19 protein-coding genes are annotated in these 20,767 nt (G+C 66.1%); 7 read left to right on the forward strand and 12 right to left on the reverse strand.

Annotated elements, in window-relative coordinates:
- Positions 1–138: 138 nt before the first annotated feature.
- The 4 genes from ABNS06_RS02860 to ABNS06_RS02875 form a co-directional block, all read right to left on the reverse strand.
- Positions 139–1,137: a hypothetical protein gene (locus tag ABNS06_RS02860; protein WP_348672458.1), complete on the reverse strand. Its 999-nt coding sequence runs from the start codon at positions 1,135–1,137 to the stop codon at positions 139–141.
- A 144-nt stretch (positions 1,138–1,281) separates the two neighbouring features.
- Complete coding sequence (locus ABNS06_RS02865) at positions 1,282–2,274, reverse strand: hypothetical protein (RefSeq protein WP_348672459.1); 993 nt, start codon at positions 2,272–2,274, stop codon at positions 1,282–1,284.
- 216 nt (positions 2,275–2,490) lie between these two features.
- Positions 2,491–3,381 (reverse strand): haloalkane dehalogenase, encoded by an 891-nt coding sequence (locus ABNS06_RS02870; RefSeq protein WP_348672460.1) that lies wholly within the window; start codon positions 3,379–3,381, stop codon positions 2,491–2,493.
- Between the two features lie 75 nt (positions 3,382–3,456).
- Positions 3,457–5,217: a diguanylate cyclase gene (locus ABNS06_RS02875; RefSeq protein ID WP_348672461.1), complete on the reverse strand. Its 1,761-nt coding sequence runs from the start codon at positions 5,215–5,217 to the stop codon at positions 3,457–3,459.
- 259 nt (positions 5,218–5,476) lie between these two features.
- On the opposite strand from ABNS06_RS02875, the gene ABNS06_RS02880 reads away from it, so the two are divergent.
- Positions 5,477–5,845: a cupin domain-containing protein gene (locus ABNS06_RS02880; RefSeq protein ID WP_348672462.1), complete on the forward strand. Its 369-nt coding sequence runs from the start codon at positions 5,477–5,479 to the stop codon at positions 5,843–5,845.
- Here ABNS06_RS02880 and aroE read toward each other — a convergent pair.
- From aroE to ABNS06_RS02895, 3 genes are read right to left on the reverse strand one after another with little or no spacing between them, the layout of a single operon-like run.
- Positions 5,824–6,660 (reverse strand): shikimate dehydrogenase, encoded by an 837-nt coding sequence (gene aroE, locus ABNS06_RS02885; protein ID WP_348672463.1) that lies wholly within the window; start codon positions 6,658–6,660, stop codon positions 5,824–5,826. The two genes, ABNS06_RS02880 and aroE, sit on opposite strands and share 22 nt — an antisense overlap.
- Entirely contained in the window at positions 6,657–7,661 is a 1,005-nt protein-coding gene (gene hemB / locus ABNS06_RS02890) for a porphobilinogen synthase (RefSeq protein ID WP_348672464.1), read from the reverse strand. Before hemB ends, aroE begins: the two co-directional genes overlap by 4 nt.
- A gap of 35 nt (positions 7,662–7,696) precedes the next feature.
- Entirely contained in the window at positions 7,697–8,539 is an 843-nt protein-coding gene (locus ABNS06_RS02895; RefSeq protein WP_348672465.1) for a DUF547 domain-containing protein, read from the reverse strand.
- 42 nt (positions 8,540–8,581) lie between these two features.
- On the opposite strand from ABNS06_RS02895, the gene glpK reads away from it, so the two are divergent.
- The 6 genes from glpK to ABNS06_RS02925 all read left to right on the forward strand — a co-directional run bounded on the left by glpK (position 8,582) and on the right by ABNS06_RS02925 (position 15,332).
- Positions 8,582–10,111 carry a glycerol kinase GlpK gene (glpK, locus tag ABNS06_RS02900; RefSeq protein WP_348672466.1) on the forward strand — a complete coding sequence of 510 codons (1,530 nt, stop codon included), beginning with the start codon at positions 8,582–8,584 and terminating at the stop codon, positions 10,109–10,111.
- A gap of 65 nt (positions 10,112–10,176) precedes the next feature.
- The gene (locus tag ABNS06_RS02905; RefSeq protein WP_348672467.1) at positions 10,177–11,211 is read left to right on the forward strand and encodes a YbaY family lipoprotein; all 1,035 of its coding nucleotides are present in this window, start codon (positions 10,177–10,179) and stop codon (positions 11,209–11,211) included.
- A 55-nt stretch (positions 11,212–11,266) separates the two neighbouring features.
- Entirely contained in the window at positions 11,267–11,899 is a 633-nt protein-coding gene (locus tag ABNS06_RS02910; RefSeq protein ID WP_348672468.1) for a LysE family transporter, read from the forward strand.
- A 67-nt stretch (positions 11,900–11,966) separates the two neighbouring features.
- Entirely contained in the window at positions 11,967–13,652 is a 1,686-nt protein-coding gene (dauA, locus tag ABNS06_RS02915; RefSeq protein ID WP_348672469.1) for a C4-dicarboxylic acid transporter DauA, read from the forward strand.
- 19 nt (positions 13,653–13,671) lie between these two features.
- Positions 13,672–14,559 carry a hypothetical protein gene (locus ABNS06_RS02920; RefSeq protein WP_348672470.1) on the forward strand — a complete coding sequence of 296 codons (888 nt, stop codon included), beginning with the start codon at positions 13,672–13,674 and terminating at the stop codon, positions 14,557–14,559.
- Between the two features lie 56 nt (positions 14,560–14,615).
- A complete protein-coding gene (locus ABNS06_RS02925; RefSeq protein ID WP_348672471.1) occupies positions 14,616–15,332 on the forward strand; it encodes a hypothetical protein in 717 nt (238 codons plus the stop codon).
- A gap of 36 nt (positions 15,333–15,368) precedes the next feature.
- Here the strand turns inward: ABNS06_RS02925 and ABNS06_RS02930 are convergent, their stop codons facing one another.
- The 5 genes from ABNS06_RS02930 to ABNS06_RS02950 form a co-directional block, all read right to left on the reverse strand.
- On the reverse strand, positions 15,369–15,971 hold the full coding sequence (locus ABNS06_RS02930; RefSeq protein ID WP_348672472.1) for a DUF924 family protein: 603 nt from the start codon (positions 15,969–15,971) through the stop codon (positions 15,369–15,371).
- Positions 15,971–16,945, reverse strand: coding sequence for a magnesium transporter CorA family protein (locus ABNS06_RS02935; RefSeq protein ID WP_348672473.1), 975 nt, complete (start codon positions 16,943–16,945; stop codon positions 15,971–15,973). Before ABNS06_RS02935 ends, ABNS06_RS02930 begins: the two co-directional genes overlap by 1 nt.
- Before the next feature lie 90 nt (positions 16,946–17,035).
- Positions 17,036–18,010: a malate dehydrogenase gene (locus tag ABNS06_RS02940; RefSeq protein ID WP_348672474.1), complete on the reverse strand. Its 975-nt coding sequence runs from the start codon at positions 18,008–18,010 to the stop codon at positions 17,036–17,038.
- A 104-nt stretch (positions 18,011–18,114) separates the two neighbouring features.
- Positions 18,115–19,575 (reverse strand): PAS domain S-box protein, encoded by a 1,461-nt coding sequence (locus ABNS06_RS02945; RefSeq protein ID WP_348672475.1) that lies wholly within the window; start codon positions 19,573–19,575, stop codon positions 18,115–18,117.
- A 21-nt stretch (positions 19,576–19,596) separates the two neighbouring features.
- Positions 19,597–20,767, reverse strand: a 1,171-nt coding sequence (locus tag ABNS06_RS02950; protein ID WP_348672476.1) for an FtsX-like permease family protein, incomplete at its 5' end; no start/stop codon positions are given.

Consider the following 20,767-nt stretch of genomic DNA (forward strand, 5'->3'; position numbering starts at 1 on the left):
GGTGTGTCGGAAGTCAGGAGCCTGCTCCGTGGCAGCTGCGGTGCCCGAGCATAACGGAGCCGTCAGGGGTCTGTCGCGACCAGCCGGCCGCGCAGGAATGCGGTGCCGGACGATGGACGTCCGGCACCGCTGACAAACTCAGTCGCAGATCGGCAGCAGGCCGCAGAGCAACGCGGACAGACCACCGGTTACCGGCGTCAGGACGGCCGCGAGAATCTCGTACACCACCGTGACCAGACCGGGCAGGATGCCGACGTCACCGAGAAGCACGTCCAGCTCCGCCACCAGATCAAGCAGTACCGGCGCGAGATCCAGTTCGCCCTCGGGGATGCCCGCGAGCGCGGATGCCAGCACCTCGATCAGGCCTACCAGACCGAACAGCATGTTTTCGACCGACGTCACCATCGATACGTCCGGAAAACCCGTGGCCGGTGAGCTGAAGCCGCTGATCATGTCCGCGGTGTCCGACATGGTCAGCTCCATCACCTGCAGCGCGGCCGCCGCACCCTCCGCGGATTCACCCGAGAGATTCAGGGCGGAGAGGTCGAGCGCCGCCAGATCTGCCGCCGCGACCTTCATCTGAGCCACCAGGGCCTCCACGTCGGTGATCCCGGCCGGATCCGAAAGCATCGCATCCAGCGCGACCAGAGACTGCGGGGCACCCCCGAACTGCTTGGCCGAACCTTGCGGCACCAGGGACTGCAAACCACTCAGCAGGATGACGACGGCATCACGGGTATGGGTGAAAATCTCGGCGCCCGTGTCCTGCAGCAACGTCTGAAACAGCGCGGGGTCGGACTCACCCTGCTCCGCGAGCGTCTGGACGGACAGCAATGCTTCCAGCAGCTCATCGGGTGCGTCCAGGAGAGTGAGCACCGCATTGGAAATCGAGGCGACCAGCTCGCGACCCGCGAACTCCGGCAGGTTGGCGGCCAGCCCATCGACCAGCAACTTGTCCAGAATCACCTGAATCTGATCCAGCGGTTCGCCACCAACCAGGCCTTCCAGGTTGTCCGTGGTGTTCACGGGGCCCTGATCCTGTGCCGACGACGTGTCGCCGCCCGAGCATCCCGCCAGACCGACTGCGACTGCCAGCCCCAAAGCCAGCAGAATATGACGTGCTCCCTTGTGTTCCATCACGAGTCTCCGTGCAAAATGAGTTGAATACGTTCGGTTCGTATTACGAATTCTTAACGTAGTGTGAGTCCCGTGGTGCACCAGTCTGACGGACGGCGCAGATCGGGCGCATGGCCGCGTGGGGCATGCGCCCGAACCGAGCAATCAATCACAAACCGGAAGCAGGCCGCACAGAATGGGCGATAACACGCCCGTCAGCGGCCCCAGCAAAGCAATCAGCGGGCTGATCAGGGCTGCCACCAGATCAATGACACCATCGGCGTTCAGCAGACTGGTGAGTTCACCCACCAGGCCCAGCGTCGCCGACACCGGGTCGAATCCACTCCGCTCGATGAGGGCGCCGAGCACGTTCTCCAGCGAGGGCACCGAGCCCAGCAAGCCGTTCAGCAGACCCTCGATGGGATCGAGCAACGCATCCGCCGGCAAACCGGAGCCTTCGCTACCCAGCCCGGCCAGCATCTCCGTCACCCGGGCGAGGCTGCCGAACAGGATGCCCAGCACCGTATCGACCGCCTCCTGTCCCTGCTCGGGAATGCCCAGATCGGCGGCATCCAGCTGCGACAGCGCCAGGACGGCATTGTTGAGCGGCTCAAGCAAGGTCGCCGGATCGGCGATCGCGGTCGGATCGTTGATCAGGTCGGAGATCGCCAGCAACTGAATGACCGCCTGCGTCACCGGATCGGCCGCGCCAGTCCCGGCCAGACCCAGCAACACGCCGGCCAGCTCGAACACGGCGCCCTGTACGTGGGCCAGAATCTCGGACCCCGCGTCGCTGAGCAGCATCTGATAGACCTCGGGGCTGGTCTCACCCTCGGCCAGCAGGCTGCCGGACAGTATCAGCGCTTCCAGGAGTTCGTCCGGCACCTCCAGCAACCGCAAGACCACCTGGGTGAGTTCGCTGACCGTGCGACCACCGACCTCCTCGGGCAGCGCCCCCGCCAGCAGTTCGCCGAGCAAGCGATTCAGCGCGACCTGCAACTGGTCGAGCGGCTCGTCGCTCAGGAACATCTCCACATCGGTCTGCACCGGCTCCACCGCGGTCTGGCTCTCGCCATTGCCCGATGAACAACCGGCCAGACCCACCGCCGCCGCCAGCCCGAACGCCAGCGCACCAGATCGAATCATTCGACAGGTCATGAGTGCCGCCTCCTTGAATTAAATTCTTGTTAGGCGGAAGCGAGTCTACCTGAAGGGTGGAAGGTTCATTGACGGCGAACTGACGGACGGTGTATCACCGGGGACTGAACAGACTGGAGGGCCTGTCGGCGGAAAAATCCCTGGTCAATCAATCCCATAACGCCGGAATCCGGAGGTCGAGCGACCGCCGATCGGCGCGCGCCGGGTCCTGTCGCCCTATAGCCGCCCGCGAACGAGCGCGTCGACGATGCCGGCGAGCTGAGGCCCCTGGTCTTCCTGCACGAAATGACCACCCAGAACCCGCTGGTGGGCAAGGCCTCGCGCACCGGGCACATGCTCCTGCCACATGCGGTCACCGCCTCGGGTGATCGGATCACCGGTGGAGAAGCAGGTCAGAAAGGGCTTGGTCCAGCGCCCGAAGATCTGCCACGCCGCGCGGTTCGCCTCCGCGGCGGGATCATCCGGTGTCGTGGGAACCAGAGACGGAAACACTCGGGGCGCCGTCTTGAAGTCTCTAGCGGGATAGGGCGCGTCGTAAGCCCGCCGTTCCGCGCGCGTCAGCCGGCGCCCGGTCCCGGACGCCACGATCCGCCCGATCGGGAAAACCGGCGAGTGGGCGGCGAAACGCTGCCACAACCGGAAGGCACCCGGCATTCGCTGGTCGCCGGTCGGCAAGCCACCGTTGCTCAGCACCACGGCGGCGAAGCGATCGGATTGCTCAGCGGCCAGACGCAGGCCGACCAGCGATCCCCAGTCCTGACAGAACAGAGTGACGGCGTGCAAATCCAGCCTTTCCAGCCAGGCCGTCATCCAGCCGACCTGGGCGGCATAGCTGTAGTCGCCGGGAGATGCCGGCTTGTCCGAACGGCCGAAGCCGACCAGATCCGGCGCGAGCACCCGATGCCCCGCCGCCACCAGGGGTGGAACCATGAACCGGTACAGGTAACTCCAGGACGGCTCGCCGTGCAGCAACAGCACCGGCGCGGCATCGCCATCCCCTTCATCCAGGTAGTGGATGCGCAGACCATCGACCTCCAGATACCGTGGCGTGAAGCCGAAATCCGGCAGAGCATCAAAGCGTTCGTCCGGCGTTCTGAGAATCTGCATGTCGAGCCACCCCCGGGAGTTCCGGAAAACAGTCTCCGCCGCGGCCCGCCCGCTGACAAACGGCCCGGTACGTCCTTAGCCGACGCAGCGGTTGCGACCGGTCTCCTTGGCGACGTAGAGCTGGGAATCGGCCGTTGCCAACAGCTTGTCGGGCGTGTCGGCGTGCGGGTACTGCACCTGTGCGACACCCGCGCTAATGCTGAGAATCCCCGTCGGAGCCTTCTCGTGCTGAATCTGCAGGTCGCGGACCTGCTCCACCACCAGTTGACCGATGCGCAACGCGCCCGCCAGGTCGGTGTGCGGCAACAGCAGCGCAAATTCCTCACCGCCGAATCGCGCCGCCAGATCACCGGGCCGCCGGGCGGCATCCTCAAGCACCCGGGCCACGGCCCGCAGACAATCGTCACCGGACAGGTGACCGTAGTGATCGTTATAGGCCTTGAAGTGATCGACATCGATCAGCACCACGCTCAGCGGCTGCTGGTCCCGTACCGCGGTCCGCCATGTGCGGCCCAGTTCCTCGTCGAAGACCCGGCGATTGCACAGCCCGGTGAGGCCATCGATACGCGCCAGGAGCTCCAGGGTCTGGTTCGCCCGCTCCAGCGCGACGGTCTTCTCCTGAATGATGGCCTGCCGGCTCATGACCTCGTCATGCAGTGCGAAACGCAGTTCCTCGGATTGCGCGAGCAATTCGTTCTGGCTGTCGCGGGCCCGGATCATCTTGGCGAGCAGTTTCATGAACTGCGCCCGCAACGAGCGGATCTCGGCCGGCCAATCCAGTTGCGGGCGTTGCAGCTCCGCCTCGGACAGGGTCTCCAGGTCGAACTGGCGAATCTCCGCGATCAGTCCGTTGACCGGCCCGTTCACCCGACCCGCGATCCAGCGGCCGACCAGATACGCGACGATCAACCCCATCAACAGAGTGGACAAGGCGATGATCTGCGTCGTCTGGTCGGTACTGAGCCGCCCGGGCGTCTTCGCCAGGGCGCCGACCACGAACCAACCACCGATCGAAGGCTCGGCAACGATGTCCGAATCCGGATCACCGCCCAGCCATGACGCCGGCGCCGCGCTCAGCGGCTGATACCGCCCCGGGTCCGTGGAACCGACAATCGTCCCCAGCGCATCGACCACCGCGATACAGATGTCGCTGCTCTTGGCCCGCGACTGCACACGCTGCATGAGCACATCGGCGGGAATGGCTCCCTGGATGACATAGCGGGCATCGCCATCGACCAGCACCGAGCGACTGACCGCCACCAGGGTCTCGTCTCCGAACCCCCGACCTTCGAACACGCCCGAGACCTGCACGCCATCGTGCCCCATGGCATGGCGGAAATAGTCGCGATCCCAGACGGTCTGGCCGTGCAACTCACGAACAATGGCGGGTTGACCCTTGATGATCTGACTCGTGGCAACGACGACGCCGTTGCGGTCGGCGAGGATCAGCGTCAGAAAACTCGTGTAGACGGCATGGACATCCAGCAGATCCTGCTGCATGTCGGGCAATGAGCCCGAATCCGCCTCCAGCTGCCGTCCCACGAACTCCAGGGCCTGGACATGCCGCCCCAGATATTCCTCCAGCGTCGCGCCGCCGAGGTGCACCGCCGTCTGAACCTGCCGCTGCGAACCCCTGCGGTACTCGATGCCCTGATAGCTCACGACGACGCAGACGGCCACGATCATCGGCACCATGGCCGCGATCGCGATCGCGAGGGTGATCTGCGACTGGAGATCGTCGCCCGACAACTCGCGGCGCAACCAAGCGACGACACGGCCGCTCAGCTTGAGACCGGGTGTCGACCTATCGGTCGTGGCTGTGGAATCCTGGGTCACGGATTTGGGTGGCCGAGCGTGAGAATCGTGAAACCGTCACTGCCGGCCGAGGCCGCTGCGGGCCGGCACCGGATCAGGCGCACCGGAACTCGCGCGACGCCATTCGCCTGACCCGCACCCATTCACATCATCGTGACTCAACACACTCGCCGCCCCAATTTGCACTTGATACCCCTGTCCCTGCTTTTTCTCTAACACAGTGGACGTGCAAGAATTGTAAACATCGGACACGCGGCACCGACCAGGAGACATCGATCGGATGACCGAAGACTTGACCGGACAAGCACCCGCGGAGGAATACTGGTTCCGGGAAGGTTGCCACATCCTGGAATGGCTCAACTCCGCGGACGATCCTGCGGTTTCCGTCGCTCGCGCACGTGTTCCTGCCGGGTCCGTGACCCGCTGGCACCGCCTGCAGGGGATTACCGAACGATACCTCATCTTGTCCGGACACGGTGAGGCGGACATCGGTGATGGCGCGCCGCAGCCGGTCGGAGTCGGCAGCGTCGTGCACATTCCTTCCGGCGAGCGTCAGCGAATTCGCAACACCGGCTCGGACGAACTGGTCTTCCTGGCGGTGTGCACGCCCCGGTTCACACCGGAGCGTTATGAGGACTGCGACAACTGACTGCGCAGCTTTCGGAGCACGGCCTCGGTATCGGGCGAGTCGCCGGTCCAGCGTTCGAATGACGCCGCACCCTGCTCGACCAGCATTCCCAGCCCATCAAACACCGGCCCGCCGCCCCGGGTCTGCGCCCAGTCACGAAACACGGCGTGCGCCGCGCCATAGCTGAGGTCGTAGCAGGGCGTGTCCGGCCGAAGCAGCGTCTTCGGCAGTTCGGGCATGCGCCCGGTGTGGCCCGCGGGGCTCGCGTGAATCAGCACGTCGGCCTGCCAGCCCTTGAGCGCCAGGTAGGTGCAGGCCTGCACGGGACCGAAATCACCGAAGCGCTCGGCGATGGCCTCGGCGTTGTAGGGGGAGCGCCCGGTCACCACGACCATGGCCGGATTCTGGTCCAGCAACGGCTTCATCAGCCCACGCACGGCCCCACCCGCGCCGATGATCACCACCGTGCGGTTCTCGATCGCAACACCGCAGCGCCCGGTCAGGTCGCGGATGAAGCCCTCACCGTCGGTGTTGTCGCCCAGCACACCGTGCTCGACGAAATGCAGCGTGTTCACCGCCTGCGCCAGATCCGCGACCGCGGTGCGCGTATCGCAGATCGCAAACGCATCCTCCTTGTACGGGACGGTCACGTTGGCGCCGGCATAACCCGTCTCCCGCAGCCGGTTCACGGTGTCGACGAAGGCGCCGGGTTGGCATTCCACACGGTCGTACTCCAGCGTCAGATCGAACTGCCGGGCGAACAACTGATGCAGTTCCGGCGAACGGCTGTGCTCCACCGGATAGCCGATGACGGCCAGTCTCAGGCCTTCGCTCATGCCCCCTCCTGCATCCAGCGCGCGGCGTCCAGCGCGAAATAGGTCAGCACGGCATCGGCGCCGGCGCGTCGGAACGCGATCAGGCATTCCAGCACCGCCTTGCGTTCATCCAGCCAGCCGTTGTCCGCGGCGGCCTTGAGCATCGCGTACTCGCCGGAGACCTGATAGGCCAGCGTGGGCACGCCGAAGCGATCCTTGACCCTGCGGACAATGTCCAGATAGGGCAGGCCGGGTTTCACCATCACCATGTCGGCACCCTCGGCCAGGTCCAGCGCGACCTCGTGCAGCGCCTCATCGCCGTTGCCGATGTCCATCTGGTAGGTGTGCTTGCCGCCACCCGCCAGATTGCCGGCGGAGCCCACCGCATCGCGAAACGGTCCGTAGAGGTCCGAGGCATACTTTGCGGAATAGGCGAGAATCGCTGCGTTATTGTGGCCTTCTGCCTCGAACGCGGTTCGAATCGCCTTGATCCGGCCGTCCATCATGTCCGACGGCGACACCACGTCGGCACCGGCCTCGACATGGCAGAGCGACTGACGAACCAGTGCGTCGACCGTCGCGTCGTTGGTGACGTAGCCGGCATCATCCAGCAAACCGTCCTGACCGTGACTGGTGTACGGATCCAGCGCCACATCGGTGATCACGCCTATGTCCGGCACGGCGTCCTTGATGGCCCGGATGGCCCTGGGCACCAGGCCGTCCGCATCCCAGGCCGCCGCCGCGTCATCGCTCTTGCAGACCGGGTCGATCAACGGAAACAGCACCAGCGCGGGGATGCCGGCATCAACCGCTTCGCGGGCCGTTCCCACGAGCTGGTCCACCGAGTGCCGGACCACGCCGGGCATGGAAGCAACCGGTTCGCGGATGTCCTCACCCTCGCGGACGAACACCGGAAGGATCAAATCCGCCGGCGTCAGCCAGTGTTCACGGACCAGATCACGCAGAAAGGGCTGGCTGCGCAGCCGGCGCAACCGCGTGGCGGGAAACTGTCGACTCGTCATGGCGGCGCAGTGTACGTCGCCCCAAGGTTCCAGTGCTACGAACCGGTGGCGGCCACGTCGTTGAGCGACCAGTCGTAGCGGTCATCGTCAATGTCCCGCACGCCGTCCAGTCGCTTCCTCAACGCCGGATCGGCATAGCGGCGCAGGTGTTCGATCACCCCCGCGTCGCTGCCGCCGAAATCGGCCTGAAACCAGATGTAGATGCTGGAAACCATCAGACCGTCGTCGGTGACCTGCGCGCCACGCGCATCATTCACATACGCGCGAGCATTCCCGGCGAGCTGCTCATCCACCGAATCGCCGGTGTAGGCGGTCGCCAGCAGATCCGGGCAGCCGATAGACGCGCAGTTCACCCCGTAGTGGATCAGCGGGTCCTGCCAGATCGGCCGCAGAATGCGGTGTTCGATGTCGTTGAGCGTCAGCGGCTGCCCGGCAACCGACACGAGGTCCTTCTTCCACGGACCCGGACTGAACAAACCGGAGCGAATGTCGCGGATGCTGCCCACCGGATAGGCCTCGAGAATCTGCTGGACGGTCAGCGCGTTGTAGAGGTTGATCCAGTATGCCTTCTGCTCGGCGCGGTTGAGCCCGCGCGGATCGATCGCGGCAAGCGTGTCGACATACCCGGCCAGGCGATCGCGATCCGCGTCCGACACCGCGCCATAGTCGAAGCGGTTCGCCCCGGATTCACGCTCGCGCACATAGCGCTGCAACAGCCGCGACCAGTCGCCGTGATCGACGATCTGCTCCGACTCGGGGTCATGACCCGCCCAGAATGGCCACGGATCAGACTTGGGCGCGGCCGCGCTGGACGCGGCCCACAACAGAGACAGGATGCCGACACTCCGGGCCAGCCCATTCGACAATCGACGCGACATTCTTGAACTCCGACGGTGCATTTGCTCAATTGGACCCGCGGGATGGGACATGTTTCGCAACGCGACCGTACGCAAAAGGAGACCGAGGTGAGTAGCAACCTGTTGGCCATCGACCAAGGCACCACCAGCACACGCGCCATCGTTTTCGATGAAAGAGGCCGAATCAAGGGCTCGGCGCAAACCGAATTCGAACAGATTTATCCGCAGGGCGGCTGGGTCGAACACGACGCCAGCGTGATCTGGGCCGACACGGTGAAGGTCTGCCGCCAGGTGCTGGACGATCTGGGGCTGGCTGCCGCCGATCTCGCCGGCTGCGGCATCACCAACCAACGCGAGACCACCGTGGTCTGGGACCGCAAGACGGGCGAACCCATCCACAACGCCATCGTCTGGCAGGACCGCCGCACCGCCGAGCGCTGCCGGGAACTGCGCGAGGATGGCACCGACGACTGGCTCAACGCCCGCAGCGGCCTGCTGCTGGACCCTTATTTTTCCGCCACCAAGATTGCGTGGATTCTGGACCGGGTCAATGGCGCCCGCGCCCGGGCGAACAACGGCGAACTGGCCTTCGGCACCATCGACAGCTGGCTGATCTACAAGCTGACCGGCGGCAAGCGCCACGTCACCGACATCGGCAACGCGGCCCGCACCAACTTGTTCAACATCGTCGACCAGCAATGGGACGAGGACCTGCTGAAGTTCTTCGACGTGCCGGGATCGATGATGCCGGAGGTGCTGGATTCCACGACCGAGTTCGGCGTGATCGACGCCGAACTGCTGGGCGCACCGGTCACCATCGGCGGCGTGGCCGGTGACCAGCAGGCCGCGACCATCGGCCAGGCCTGCTTCGCGCCGGGCATGGTGAAGAACACCTACGGCACCGGCTGCTTCATGGTGCAGAACATCGGCGAGCGCTTCGTGCAATCGAAGAACCGGCTGCTGACCACCGTCGCCTACCGCCTGAACGGCAAGACCACCTATGCGCTGGAAGGCTCGATCTTCATCGCCGGCGCCGCGGTGCAATGGCTGCGCGACGCGCTGAAGATCATCAACGCGGCGCCGGATACGCAGGCGCTGGCGGAAAGCCTGGACGGCAACGACGGCGTCTATCTGGTCCCGGCCTTCGCCGGCCTCGGCGCGCCGTACTGGGATCCGGATGCCCGCGGCGCGGTACTGGGGCTCAGCCGCGGCACCGGCATCGCCCACTTCGCCCGCGCGGCGCTGGAATCGGTCTGCTACCAGACACGCGACCTGATGGAAGCGATGAAGGCCGACGCGCTGGATGCGGTGGAACTGCGCGTGGACGGCGGCATGGTTGCCAACAACTGGCTGTGCCAGTTCCAAGCCGACATCCTGCAATTGCCGGTCGTGCGACCGGAGATCACCGAAACCACCGCTCTGGGCGCCGCGTTTCTCGCCGGCCTGCATGCCGGGGTCTACGATTCACTGGACGACATCGCGGCGCTCTGGGCCGAGGACCGGCGGTTCGACCCGAAATCCGACGCCCGGACAGTGGACACGCTCTACGAGGGTTGGCAGAACGCCGTGGCCCGCGTGCGCACGCCATCATGAGCCGGTGAACTTGGGAGCGCCGGCGCCACTCAAAGCGAGCGGGGCTCCGACAGAGGACACGGACGATGCGACAGTTCCGAATGTTCGTCTCCGCGCTTTGCGCGCTGAGCCTGCTGGCCGGCTGTGGCTCTCCCGAACCGACGGATGAACAGGGCTCGGATCAGGCCCGCATCAACCTGTTCGGCGAAGTCAGGACCACGGATGGCAACACGCTGCCGGACAACGCCACGGTGGAAATCCGCCTGCGGCGCAGCGATGCCGAAGACCTGGAATCCGGCACCGCCGCGATCACCACGATCAGCGCCGCCAGCGCGCCGCCGTATCCGTTCTCGCTGGTTTATCAGCCAGCCGAACTCGATCCGCAGGCCCGCTACGTGCTTGACGCGCGGGCGATGACGGCGGACGGACAGCTCACCCACGCCAGCCGCACGCCGGTGCCACTGCCGACGCCCGACGACACGGTCACCGTGGATTTGCAGATCAGTCCCGTGGCGCCCAGGGCCGCGACCAGCGTCCCGGTGGTCACCGCCTATCGCTGCGACGGCATCGACATCGTCGTCCAGACCCGCGACGACGATATTTCCCTCTACGGCGCCACCGAGGCGCCACTGCACCTGCGCCAGGTCCGCGCCGCCTCCGGCACCCGATACGAGGACGAGGCCGGTGATCAGTTCTGGTCGCACGCCCGTGAAGCCCGGCTGAGCGTCGACGGCAAGACCCGCGAATGCGAGGAGGACCCGGCCGGCTCGCGCCGAGAAGCGGCCCGGCTGGCCGGCGCCAGCGTCTACGCCGTGGGCCAGGAGCCCGGCTGGTTTCTGACCGTGGTCCCGGATGATCGCGTCACCCTGGTGGCCGACTACGGCAGCCAGGTCGTGATCCTGCCCCCGGCCACCACCCGCAGCATCGACGGCGGCTGGCTCTACACGGCCCGGACCGACGCCCACGATCTGCGCGTCGTGGTCAGGGAAACCCCGTGCATGGACACGATGTCGGGCGCGCGCTGGCCGCGGACGGTCAGCCTGACCCTGGACGAGCGCGCGATGGAGGGTTGCGGAGCCCGCTGGGAGACCGAAACCCGACCCGCCGGCCGGCCAGGCTGACGCCGCGGGGCGCAGGTCGCACAATATTCGCTGCCTGATCCCAGCGAATAGCCTCTTGTCTGATCCGATTCAGGTGGCGATCACCGTGATCGTCGCCCACGCCCTTGCCGTCGCCAGTCCGGGACCGGACTTCGCGATCGTGCTGCGCCAGGCCATGACCCAGGGCCGGGGGCCGGCGCTGTGGACCAGCCTGGGTATCGGCCTGGGCATCGCCATCCATGTGAGCTACGCGCTGTTCGGCATCGCCCTGGTGATCAGCCAGACACCGTGGCTGATGCGCGGCATTCAGCTGGCGGGCGCCGCCTACCTGCTGTGGATTGCCTGGCATGCCATCCGCGCGCAACCGCAGACCGGGGATGCGCTCGGCTCCGGTGAACAGGCGCATTCCGCCTGGCGCAGCCTGCGCATCGGCTTCATCACCAACGTGCTGAACCCCAAGGCCACGCTGTTCTTTCTGTCCCTGTTCACCGTCATCGTCGGACCCGGGCAGCCGCTCTGGCTGCAACTGGGCCTGGGCGCCTGGCTTTGCGTGATGACGGCCGCCTGGTTCGCGTTCGTGTCCTGCCTGTTCACCGCCCGCGAACCCCGCGAGTGGTTTCTGCGTCGCGCCCATCTGATCGATCGCGGCATGGGCGTGCTGCTGGCCGTGCTTGCGGCGCGGCTGATCTGGACGGCGCTGGCCGGGTAGCGCGTAGCCGCTGGCCGGACACACGGGGCAAGACGCATACTCAACACGATGCACCGACAATCCGCCCATGTTCTCCGCACTTCGCGCCTGTTTCGCTGATCAGAGCCTGACCCGAAGCCTCTCCGCCAACCTGGTGGCGGGGCTGACCGTCGGCGTGGTCGCGCTGCCATTGTCGATGGGGCTGGCGATCGCCAGCGGCGTGCCGCCGCAGCATGGTCTTTACACCGCCATCGTCGGCGGCATCGTCATCGCGCTGGCCGGCGGCTCGCGCGTCAACATCTCCGGGCCAACCGCCGCGTTCGTGGTCGTGCTGCTGCCCATCGTCCACGACTTCGGCCTCGGCGGTCTGCTGGTGGCCGGTGCGCTAGCCGGGCTGATGCTGATCGCCTTCGGTCTGCTGCGCCTGGGACACCTGATCCAGCTTGTGCCCTATCCGGTGATCGTCGGCTTCACCACCGGCATCGGTACCGTCATCGCGGTGCTGCAGTGCAAGGACTTGTTCGGCCTGCAACCGAGCGGGGACAACCTGCATTTCATCGACAAGCTGACCGCACTGATCCAGGCCGCGCCTACCGTGCAATGGCAGGAGGCGCTGCTCGGTGGCCTGACGCTGGGCGTGCTGATCCTGTGGCGGCGGCTGCCGACCCGCATCCCGGGTTTTCTGGTCGCCCTGGTTCTGGCCAGCCTGCTTGGCATCGCGATGAACGCGATCGACGCGATCCCCGATGTCGAGACCATCGCGTCGCGATTCAGCTACGAACTGAACGGGCAGACCGGCGCGGGTATTCCACCGACACTGCCGACCTTCGCGCTGCCCTGGCAGTTGCCCGGGCCGGACGGCGCCCCGATCGGACTGACCCCGGAGATGCTGCGCACCCTGCTGACGGCGGCGTTTTCCATCGCCGTGCTCGGCGCGCTGGAATCGCTGCTGTGCGCCGTGGTCGCGGACGGCATGAGCGGCTTTCGCCACGACCCGGACGGCGAGTTGATCGGCCAGGGGCTGGGCAATCTGGCGGTCGCGTTCTTCGGCGGCATCCCGGCCACCGCGGCCATCGCCCGCACGGCGACCAACGTGCGCTCCGGCGGCACGACGCCGCTGGCCGCCGTCACTCACGGCGTGGTCGTGTTGCTGGCGATGCTGCTGCTGGCGCCGCTCCTGGGCCGTGTGCCAATGGCGGCCATGGCCGCGGTACTGCTGATGGTGGCGTGGAACATGAGCGAGGCGCCGCATGCCTGGCGCATCATCACCCGCGCCCCCCGGGCCGACGCCGCGGTGTTCTTCTGCTGTTTCGCGCTGACGGTGGTGATCGACATGCAGGTGGCCGTCGCCGCCGGTCTGGCACTGGCGTCCGTGCTGTTCATCCGGCGCATGATCGAGCTCACCGAAACCACGGCAACCCATGCCGAGCATCCCCATCCGCGGGTCCGGCAACCGGGCGTCGTGGTCTACGACGTCGACGGCCCGCTGTTCTTTGGCGCGGCCCACAAGGCGCTGAAGGTGCTTGCGAGCATCGAGCGCAACGTGCACACGGTGGTGCTGGATTTCGAGGATGTCCCGATGATGGACACCACCGCGATGATGAATCTGGAATCCATCGCCGAGGAGTTGAGCGGCCGTTCGGTACGGGTCGCCATCGTGCACATTCATCCGCGACTGGTCGCGAAACTGACCCGGTTCGGCCTGGTCGGGCCGGACAGGCCGCTGGAGATCGCCGCGGACGTCGACGCACTGCTGCCGCCCGAGCCGGCATGATTCACGCCGGGACGAGCGCGTGAAGATCGCCTGCCTGTCGATGGACGATCCGTCGGCGTTCGTCATCGACGACCCGCTGGCGCATGCCGAACTGCGCCGCCGAGGCATCGCGGTGGACATCGTGCCCTGGCGCCGGCCCAGCGACTGGTCGATCTACGACCTGGTGATCATCCGGACCCCCTGGGACTACCAGGACGCTCCACAAACCTTTGTCGATACGCTTCGGGCCATCGAGCGCTCGGGCGCAACGCTGTGCAACCCGCTGTCGGTCGTGCAATGGAATCTCACCAAGACCTACCTGCGCGACCTCGCCGCGGCCGGCCTGCCCATCGTCCCGACGCGCTGGTTCGAGCACGGCGCCGGCCTGTCCGACATCGAGCAGGCATTCTCCGACTTCGGAGCCGAGCAGGTGGTCGTCAAGCCGCTGGTCAGCGCCAACGCCGACCACACCTACTGGTTGCAGGCATCGGACTGGCAAGCGAAATATCCCGCAATTGACGCGATCTTCCGCGATCGCCCGTGCATGACGCAGCCTTTTGTCGAGACTGTACTCAATGAAGGGGAATGGTCGCTGTTCTACTTTGATCACGCCTACTCGCATGCCATCCGCAAGCTGCCGAAGCCCGGCGACTTCCGCGTCCAGGAGGAACACGGCGCCGAGATCCTCGCCGCGGACGCACCGGATGGCCTGCGCTCCCTGGCGGTCGCGGCACTCGATTGCGCACCGGCTCACCTGCTCTACGCACGTGTGGACTTCCTGATGGATGCGCAGGCCGGACCGCTGCTCATCGAGCTGGAGCTGATCGAACCCTCGCTTTATTTCCGCATGCACGCCGATGCCCCACGAGCCTTCGCCGACGCGGTTGAACAGGCGGCGGTGGCATCGAATCGCGGCCGCGTGGGATGATCTGCCCCGTCGCGTCCGCCGGCGCGGTGACTGTCAAACATCATGGGGGACCATCAATGCGAGGATTTTTCGGCCTGCTCGGCGCACTGCTGCTGTTGCCGAGCGCCGTTCATGCGTACGAACCCAATCTGGGAGTGGCCGCGCGTGTCAGCACCCTGGGCCTGAGCCTGGAAATGACCACCGCCGTCACCGAGAAATTCAATCTGCGGGCTGGGGTCAACCAGTTCGACTACGACTACGATCCTGAGCCCGAAGAGGACGGCAGCGGCAACGAACTGACCTACAACGGCACCCTGGACCTGTCGTCACTGGGCACCTATGCCGACTGGCACCCCTGGGGCGGCGCATTCCGGCTCTCCGCCGGCGCCATCTTCAACGGCAACGAGATCACCGGTTCGGCCCGCTGTGAGCAGGCGAACTGCGAGGTCGGCGACGAAACCTTCGACAGTGACGACATCGGTACCCTCAGCGCGCTGATCGATTTCGACAGCGTCGCACCCTACGTCGGCCTGGGCTGGGGCAACGCGGTGGCCGCTGATACCGGCTTCGGTTTCCAGTTCGATCTGGGCGTCATGTTCCAGGGCACGCCGCAGGTCTCGCTGACCAGCAACAACTCCTGTCAGGGCGCGCGCGGCACGGCGCTCGGCACCGCCGCCTGTCAGGCCGAGCTGGATGCCGAGCTGACCGAAGAAGAACAGGAGCTCCAGGAAGAAGCGGAAGACTTCGAGCTTTATCCGGTGATTTCCCTCGGCGTTCGCTACAAGTTCTTCTGATGACCCGCTGAACGCCGGAGGCGCACTCTCCGGCGTTCAGAACCCGGCGTCGGGCCTCGCCAGATAACGTCGCTCGGCCGCCGTATTCTCGCGTCCCAACACGCGATTGCGGTGGGGAAAGCGCCCGTAGGCGGCGATCACCTCACGATGCGCTTCGGCGAATCCCGCGAACCGCTCGAACGCGTCCCGCTGGCTCTCCGGTACCGACGTCACCAGTTGCCGGTACAGCGCCACGGCATCGTTCTGATCGGCCAGCGATTCGGAATGCTCCAGCGGCATGTAGACGAACACCCGGTGGATTGGACGCAGCCGACCATCACCGCCACGACGCAGACACTGCCGGGTGAGCCCCCGGGCGAAATCATCCAGCGCGAATGCCTGCGCCGAGTTCCGGTACAGGTTGCGGCGAAACTGGTCGGTCAGGATCAGCAGGGCAAGCAGCCCGGTGTCGGTGCCCGACCAGTGGTTCAACGCTCCGCGCGCCGCCGCCTCCACCAGCACGCCGAAGCGACGGCGGATGCTGGCGTCGACCTCCGCCGACTTGCCCCACCACAGGCCCCCCTGCCGATTCGCGATCGCGGCATCATCGCCCGCCGGATCACCGAACCAGAACGCGAGAATCGCCTGGGGCGAGGCCATCAGATGCCGGTGAAGAACCCGCGCCGGCGGAAGTAGAACAACAGGCTGCCGGCCAGCAGCACCATGCCTCCCAGCGTGATGTGATAGGCGTAGGGATGGTGAAGTTCGGGCATGTTGTCGAAGTTCATGCCGAAAACGCCGGCGATCAGGCCCAGCGGGAGGAAGATGGCCGACAGGATGGTCAGCGTGGTGACCGTCTGGTTGGTCGCATGCGCCACGGCCGAGAAGTGGAGCTGAACCGCGGATTCGACATCGGTTTGCTGCGCCTGCGCATGCGCCTGAACCCGATTGATGTGCTCGACGAGGTCGTTGATACGGACCAGTTGCGAGTCCGTCAGTTCGTAGCGTGTCTGCCGGCGCCACGCATCCAGGGCTTCCGCCTGACCGGATGACAGCGACTCCAGCTTGCGGGCCTGCTTGCGGGTGTTCAGCAGCGCCTTCCAGTCGGCGAACGGATTGTCCGGATCGAGCAGCGACTCCTGCAGATCGTCGATGGCCTTGCCCAGCGGCTCGCGGATGGCGAGATACCGGTCAACCATCAGGTCCAGGACGAAATGCGCCATGCCCACCGAAGTGGCGGGGATTCGGGCGACCGAGCGGTCCAGCAGACGTTGGGCGGCCGTTCCGAAAGACACATTGTCCGGCGCGCGGACGGTGACCAGCAGATGATCGAACAGGAAGAACGCCGCGGTCCGGGTCTCGATCTGCTCGTGGCGCAACTCCGGATCCAGGCCCTGGAACACGACCATGTCGTAGTCCGAGGTGCCATCGTAATGCGACGGATGGGTGGCATTGTTGCCGTCGATGATGTGCTGATGGAGCAGCGGCTGACCGGCCAGCTGCTCGACCACGGTCGGCCACTCGGCATGCTCGCCGCGGACGAAGTCCACCCAGAGCATGGAGCCTTCGGTGCGCTGGTCGAGTCGGTCGAGTTCCTTGGGTGCCCGACCCTCCATGCATTCGATGATTCGCATAGGCTGTCCCTGAAAACAAATCGGGCGTCGACGGTAACCGTACGACGCCCGATGAGGCTAGCAGGAGATGCCAGCCGGGGTGATCCCTGTTTAGCCCAGCAGATCTTCCACCGCGGCGCGTTCGCTGCGCAGCTCGTCCTCGGTGGCCTTCATCCGCTCGCGGGAGAACGCGTTGATCTCAATGTCCTGGACGATGGCGTAGTCGCCGTCCTTGCAGACCACCGGGTAGCTGTAAACGATGCCCGGCTCGACGCCGTAGCTGCCGTCCGACGGGATGCCCATGGACACCCAGCCATCGGAACCCAGCGCCCAGTCGCGCATGTGGTCGATGGCGGCCGAGGCAGCGGACGCTGCCGAGCTGGCCCCGCGCGCCTTGATGATCGCCGCGCCGCGCTGCTGCACGGTGGGGATGAAGTCATTTTCGTACCAAGCCTGATCGACCAGGCTCATCGCGGGCTCGCCGTCGACGGTGGCGTTGTGCAGGTCCGGGTACTGGGTGGCGCTGTGGTTGCCCCACACGGCCATGTTCTTGATGTCGTTGATCGACTTGCCGGTCTTTTCAGCCAGCTGCGACAGGGCGCGGTTGTGGTCCAGACGCATCATCGCGGTGAACTGGCGATGATCCAGGTCCGGCGCATTCTCGCGCGCGATCAGCGCGTTGGTGTTGGCCGGGTTGCCGACCACCAGCACGCGGATGTCACGGCTGGCGTGATCGTTGATCGCCTTGCCCTGCACCGAGAAGATCGCGGCGTTGGCCTGCAGCAGGTCAGCGCGCTCCATGCCCGGGCCGCGCGGCCGTGCGCCGACCAGCAGCGCGAAATCGGCATCCTTGAACGCCTCTTCCGGCTTGTCGGTGGCGACGATGCCGGCCAGCAGCGGGAACGCACAGTCGTTGAGTTCCATGACCACGCCCTTGAGCGCGTCCATCGCCGGCGGAATTTCCAGCAACTGGAGAATCACCGGCTGGTCCTTGCCCAGCATGTCACCCGCTGCGATGCGAAATGCCAGCGAGTAGGAAATCTGGCCCGCCGCTCCGGTAATGGCAACGCGAACAGGTTCGGTCATCGTGTACTCCCGACGTCAACTTGAAAAAAGGGGCCGGGAGCATAGCGAAACGCCGGCAGGACGGCCACTGCCGGCCGTCGCGCGAGGCTTCAGGCAAGCCTGGCTCAGTCGGGAACGGCCGCCAGCGTGAAGCGGAAGCTGGTTCCCTGACCTGGCGCGGAGTTGACCCAGATCTTGCCGTGATGCCGCTCGATGATGCGCTTGACCGTCGCCAGCCCGATACCCGTGCCCTCGGCCTGCCCATGCGGTTGCAGGCGCCGGAACACCTCGAACACGCGATCCTGGTGATGCTGGTCGATCCCAATACCGTTGTCGGTGACGCCAATGCGCCACTCATTGTCCGCACGCTCCGCGGTCACCGTTACCGATGGCGACTCGTCCGGCTGGCTGTACTTGATCGCGTTCGAGAACAGGTGACAAAACGCCTTGACGAGCTGCGACTCGTCACCGATGACGAGCGGCAGCACGTCATGCCGACAGCGCAGCCCGGAGGCCTCGATCTGGTCGGACATGCGACGCTGCGCGGCGATGACCACGGTCTCCAGCGACACGGGCCGCAGCGGGCGGCCGTGCGTGTGAATACGCGAGAATTCCTTCAGGTCCGCGATCAGGGACTCGATGCGGCGCACGCCCGTCACGGCGGTGTCGATGTAGTCCAGCGACTCGTCACCCAGTTCATTGGCATGACGCCGACGCAGCAACTGCAGATAGCCGCCGATGCTGCGCAGGGGTTCGTGCAGATCGCGGGTGAGGGTGTCGGCGAACTGGGTCAGTTCGGCATTGGCGGCGCGCAGCTGCGACACCGCCTGCTCGAAGGGCTGACTCCCCTCGGCCCGATCGACGACCTCGCGGAGAATGCACAGCACCGCGGACCGCCCCTTGAAACTGACGGCGGTGCCTCGCGACTCGACCCAGAGAACGCTGCCATCCGCCCGCAGGGTGCGACGAATCTGCGGCTCCAGGGTCTCGCCTCCGGCAATCCGCAGCATGCGGCCCAGCGTGTCGTCGAGATCATCCGGATGCACCAGTTCAGCCAGCGTGCGCCCCAGCAGCTGATCCCTGTTCGGCGCGCCGAACATCTGCCCCGCCGTGGTGTTGGCGAACACGACCCGGCCATCCTGAACAACAACCATCGGATCGGGCGCGGCGTCCATCAGCCGGCGAAACCGCACCTCGCTTTCCGCCCGTGCCCGCTCGGCGTGGTCTGTATCGGTGGCGTCCCGCCCGCTGAACACCACGTGGACGCGGCCATCCAGCTCCAGCGGCCGCGCGCGCACCTCCACCAGCCGCGCCTGATCCCGCTTGTCTCGCACGCGACAGCGAAACTGGATCGGGGTACCGGCCGCCACGGTCATCAAGGCGGACTGCACCGCCGCATGATCTTCCTGCACGATGAAGCGGAACACGCTGCCGCCGATCGCATCCGCCGGCTCCCAGCCGATGATGGTGGTCATCGCCGGACTGACGTAAACCACCGTGCCATCCGGCAGGGCGACACCGTTGAGATCCTGCGAGACATCGAGCACGGCCTGCAGCAGCTCGCGGGGTGGGGATTGGCTATCCATGCGGCGGGTAATCTGCCCGGGTCAGCGAAGCGTCGCAAGCGGGGGCTGCGACGCGACGCCACGAACACCGGCCAGCGCCGCCAGCGTCATGATCGCGATGCCCGCACCCGGCCCCGCGACCCACAGCAGGGGGCTGGCCGCGTACTCGATATCGAAGACCGCGCGCGCCAGCACCCAGGCGATCACCTGCGCGAAACCGGCGGCCAGCAACCCGGATAGACAGCCCAGCACCCCGAACTCGGTGAACAGCGCCTGACGCAACACCCCGCGTGACGCGCCCAGCGTGCGCAACAGGGCGGCCTCCTGGCGCCGCGTCTGCCGCGTGCCCTGCAATGCCGCCACCAGCACGACCAGCCCCGCCAGCAGGGTTAGCGCGAACACCGCCTGAACGGCCAGGCTCACCCGGTCCATGACCCGGCGGACCTGCGCGATCAACGCATCGACATCGAACACGGTGATGTTCGGCTCCTGGCGGATCAGATCCAGCAGGCGGGTCTTGCCGGCGGGGGGCAGGTGCACACTGGTCAGCCAGGTCGCGCCGACATCGTCGAGCAGACCGGGCGGCACCAGCAGGAAGAAGTTCACGCCAAAGCTGTCCCAGTCCACGCGGCGCCGATGCACGACCTCCAGGTCAACCACCTGCCCGGCGAAATCGAACTCCAGCCGGTCCCCGAGCTGCCAGCCGTAGGCGTCAACCATCGACTCCTCGATGGAAATCCACGCGCGGCCGTCGCCCGACTCGCCCCACCAGCGCCCGTCGATGGTCTCGTTGTCGGAGCCGATCGCATCGGTCCACGACACGTTGAACTCCCGCTGCAAATCCTCCCGCGCCTCCGGATCGTCATAGTCCTGCGGGTCGACGGCCGCGCCGTTCACCGCCAGCAGGCGACCACGGGCCATCGGATGCAGCGTCGGTGTGCCCAGATCGTTGCGATCGAAGAATGCGCGCACCGTGTCCCGCTGATCCGGCTGAATGTTGATCAGGAACACGTTGGGCGCATCCTCGGGCAGGCTGTCACGCCAGGTGGCAAGCAGATCGCCTCGCACCACGACCAGCAGCAGCAACACCGTCATGCCCGTGCCGACCGCCACGAGTTGCAGAATCGCATCGCCACGCCGCCGGGCAATATTCGCGAGACCGTAGCGCCAGGCGGCGCCGCTGCGCCGACGCAGGCCCTGCACGACCCGGGTC

Origin of the sequence: uncultured Abyssibacter sp. (assembly GCF_964000955.1) — a bacterium.
Classification (GTDB): Bacteria; Pseudomonadota; Gammaproteobacteria; order Nevskiales; family OUC007; genus Abyssibacter.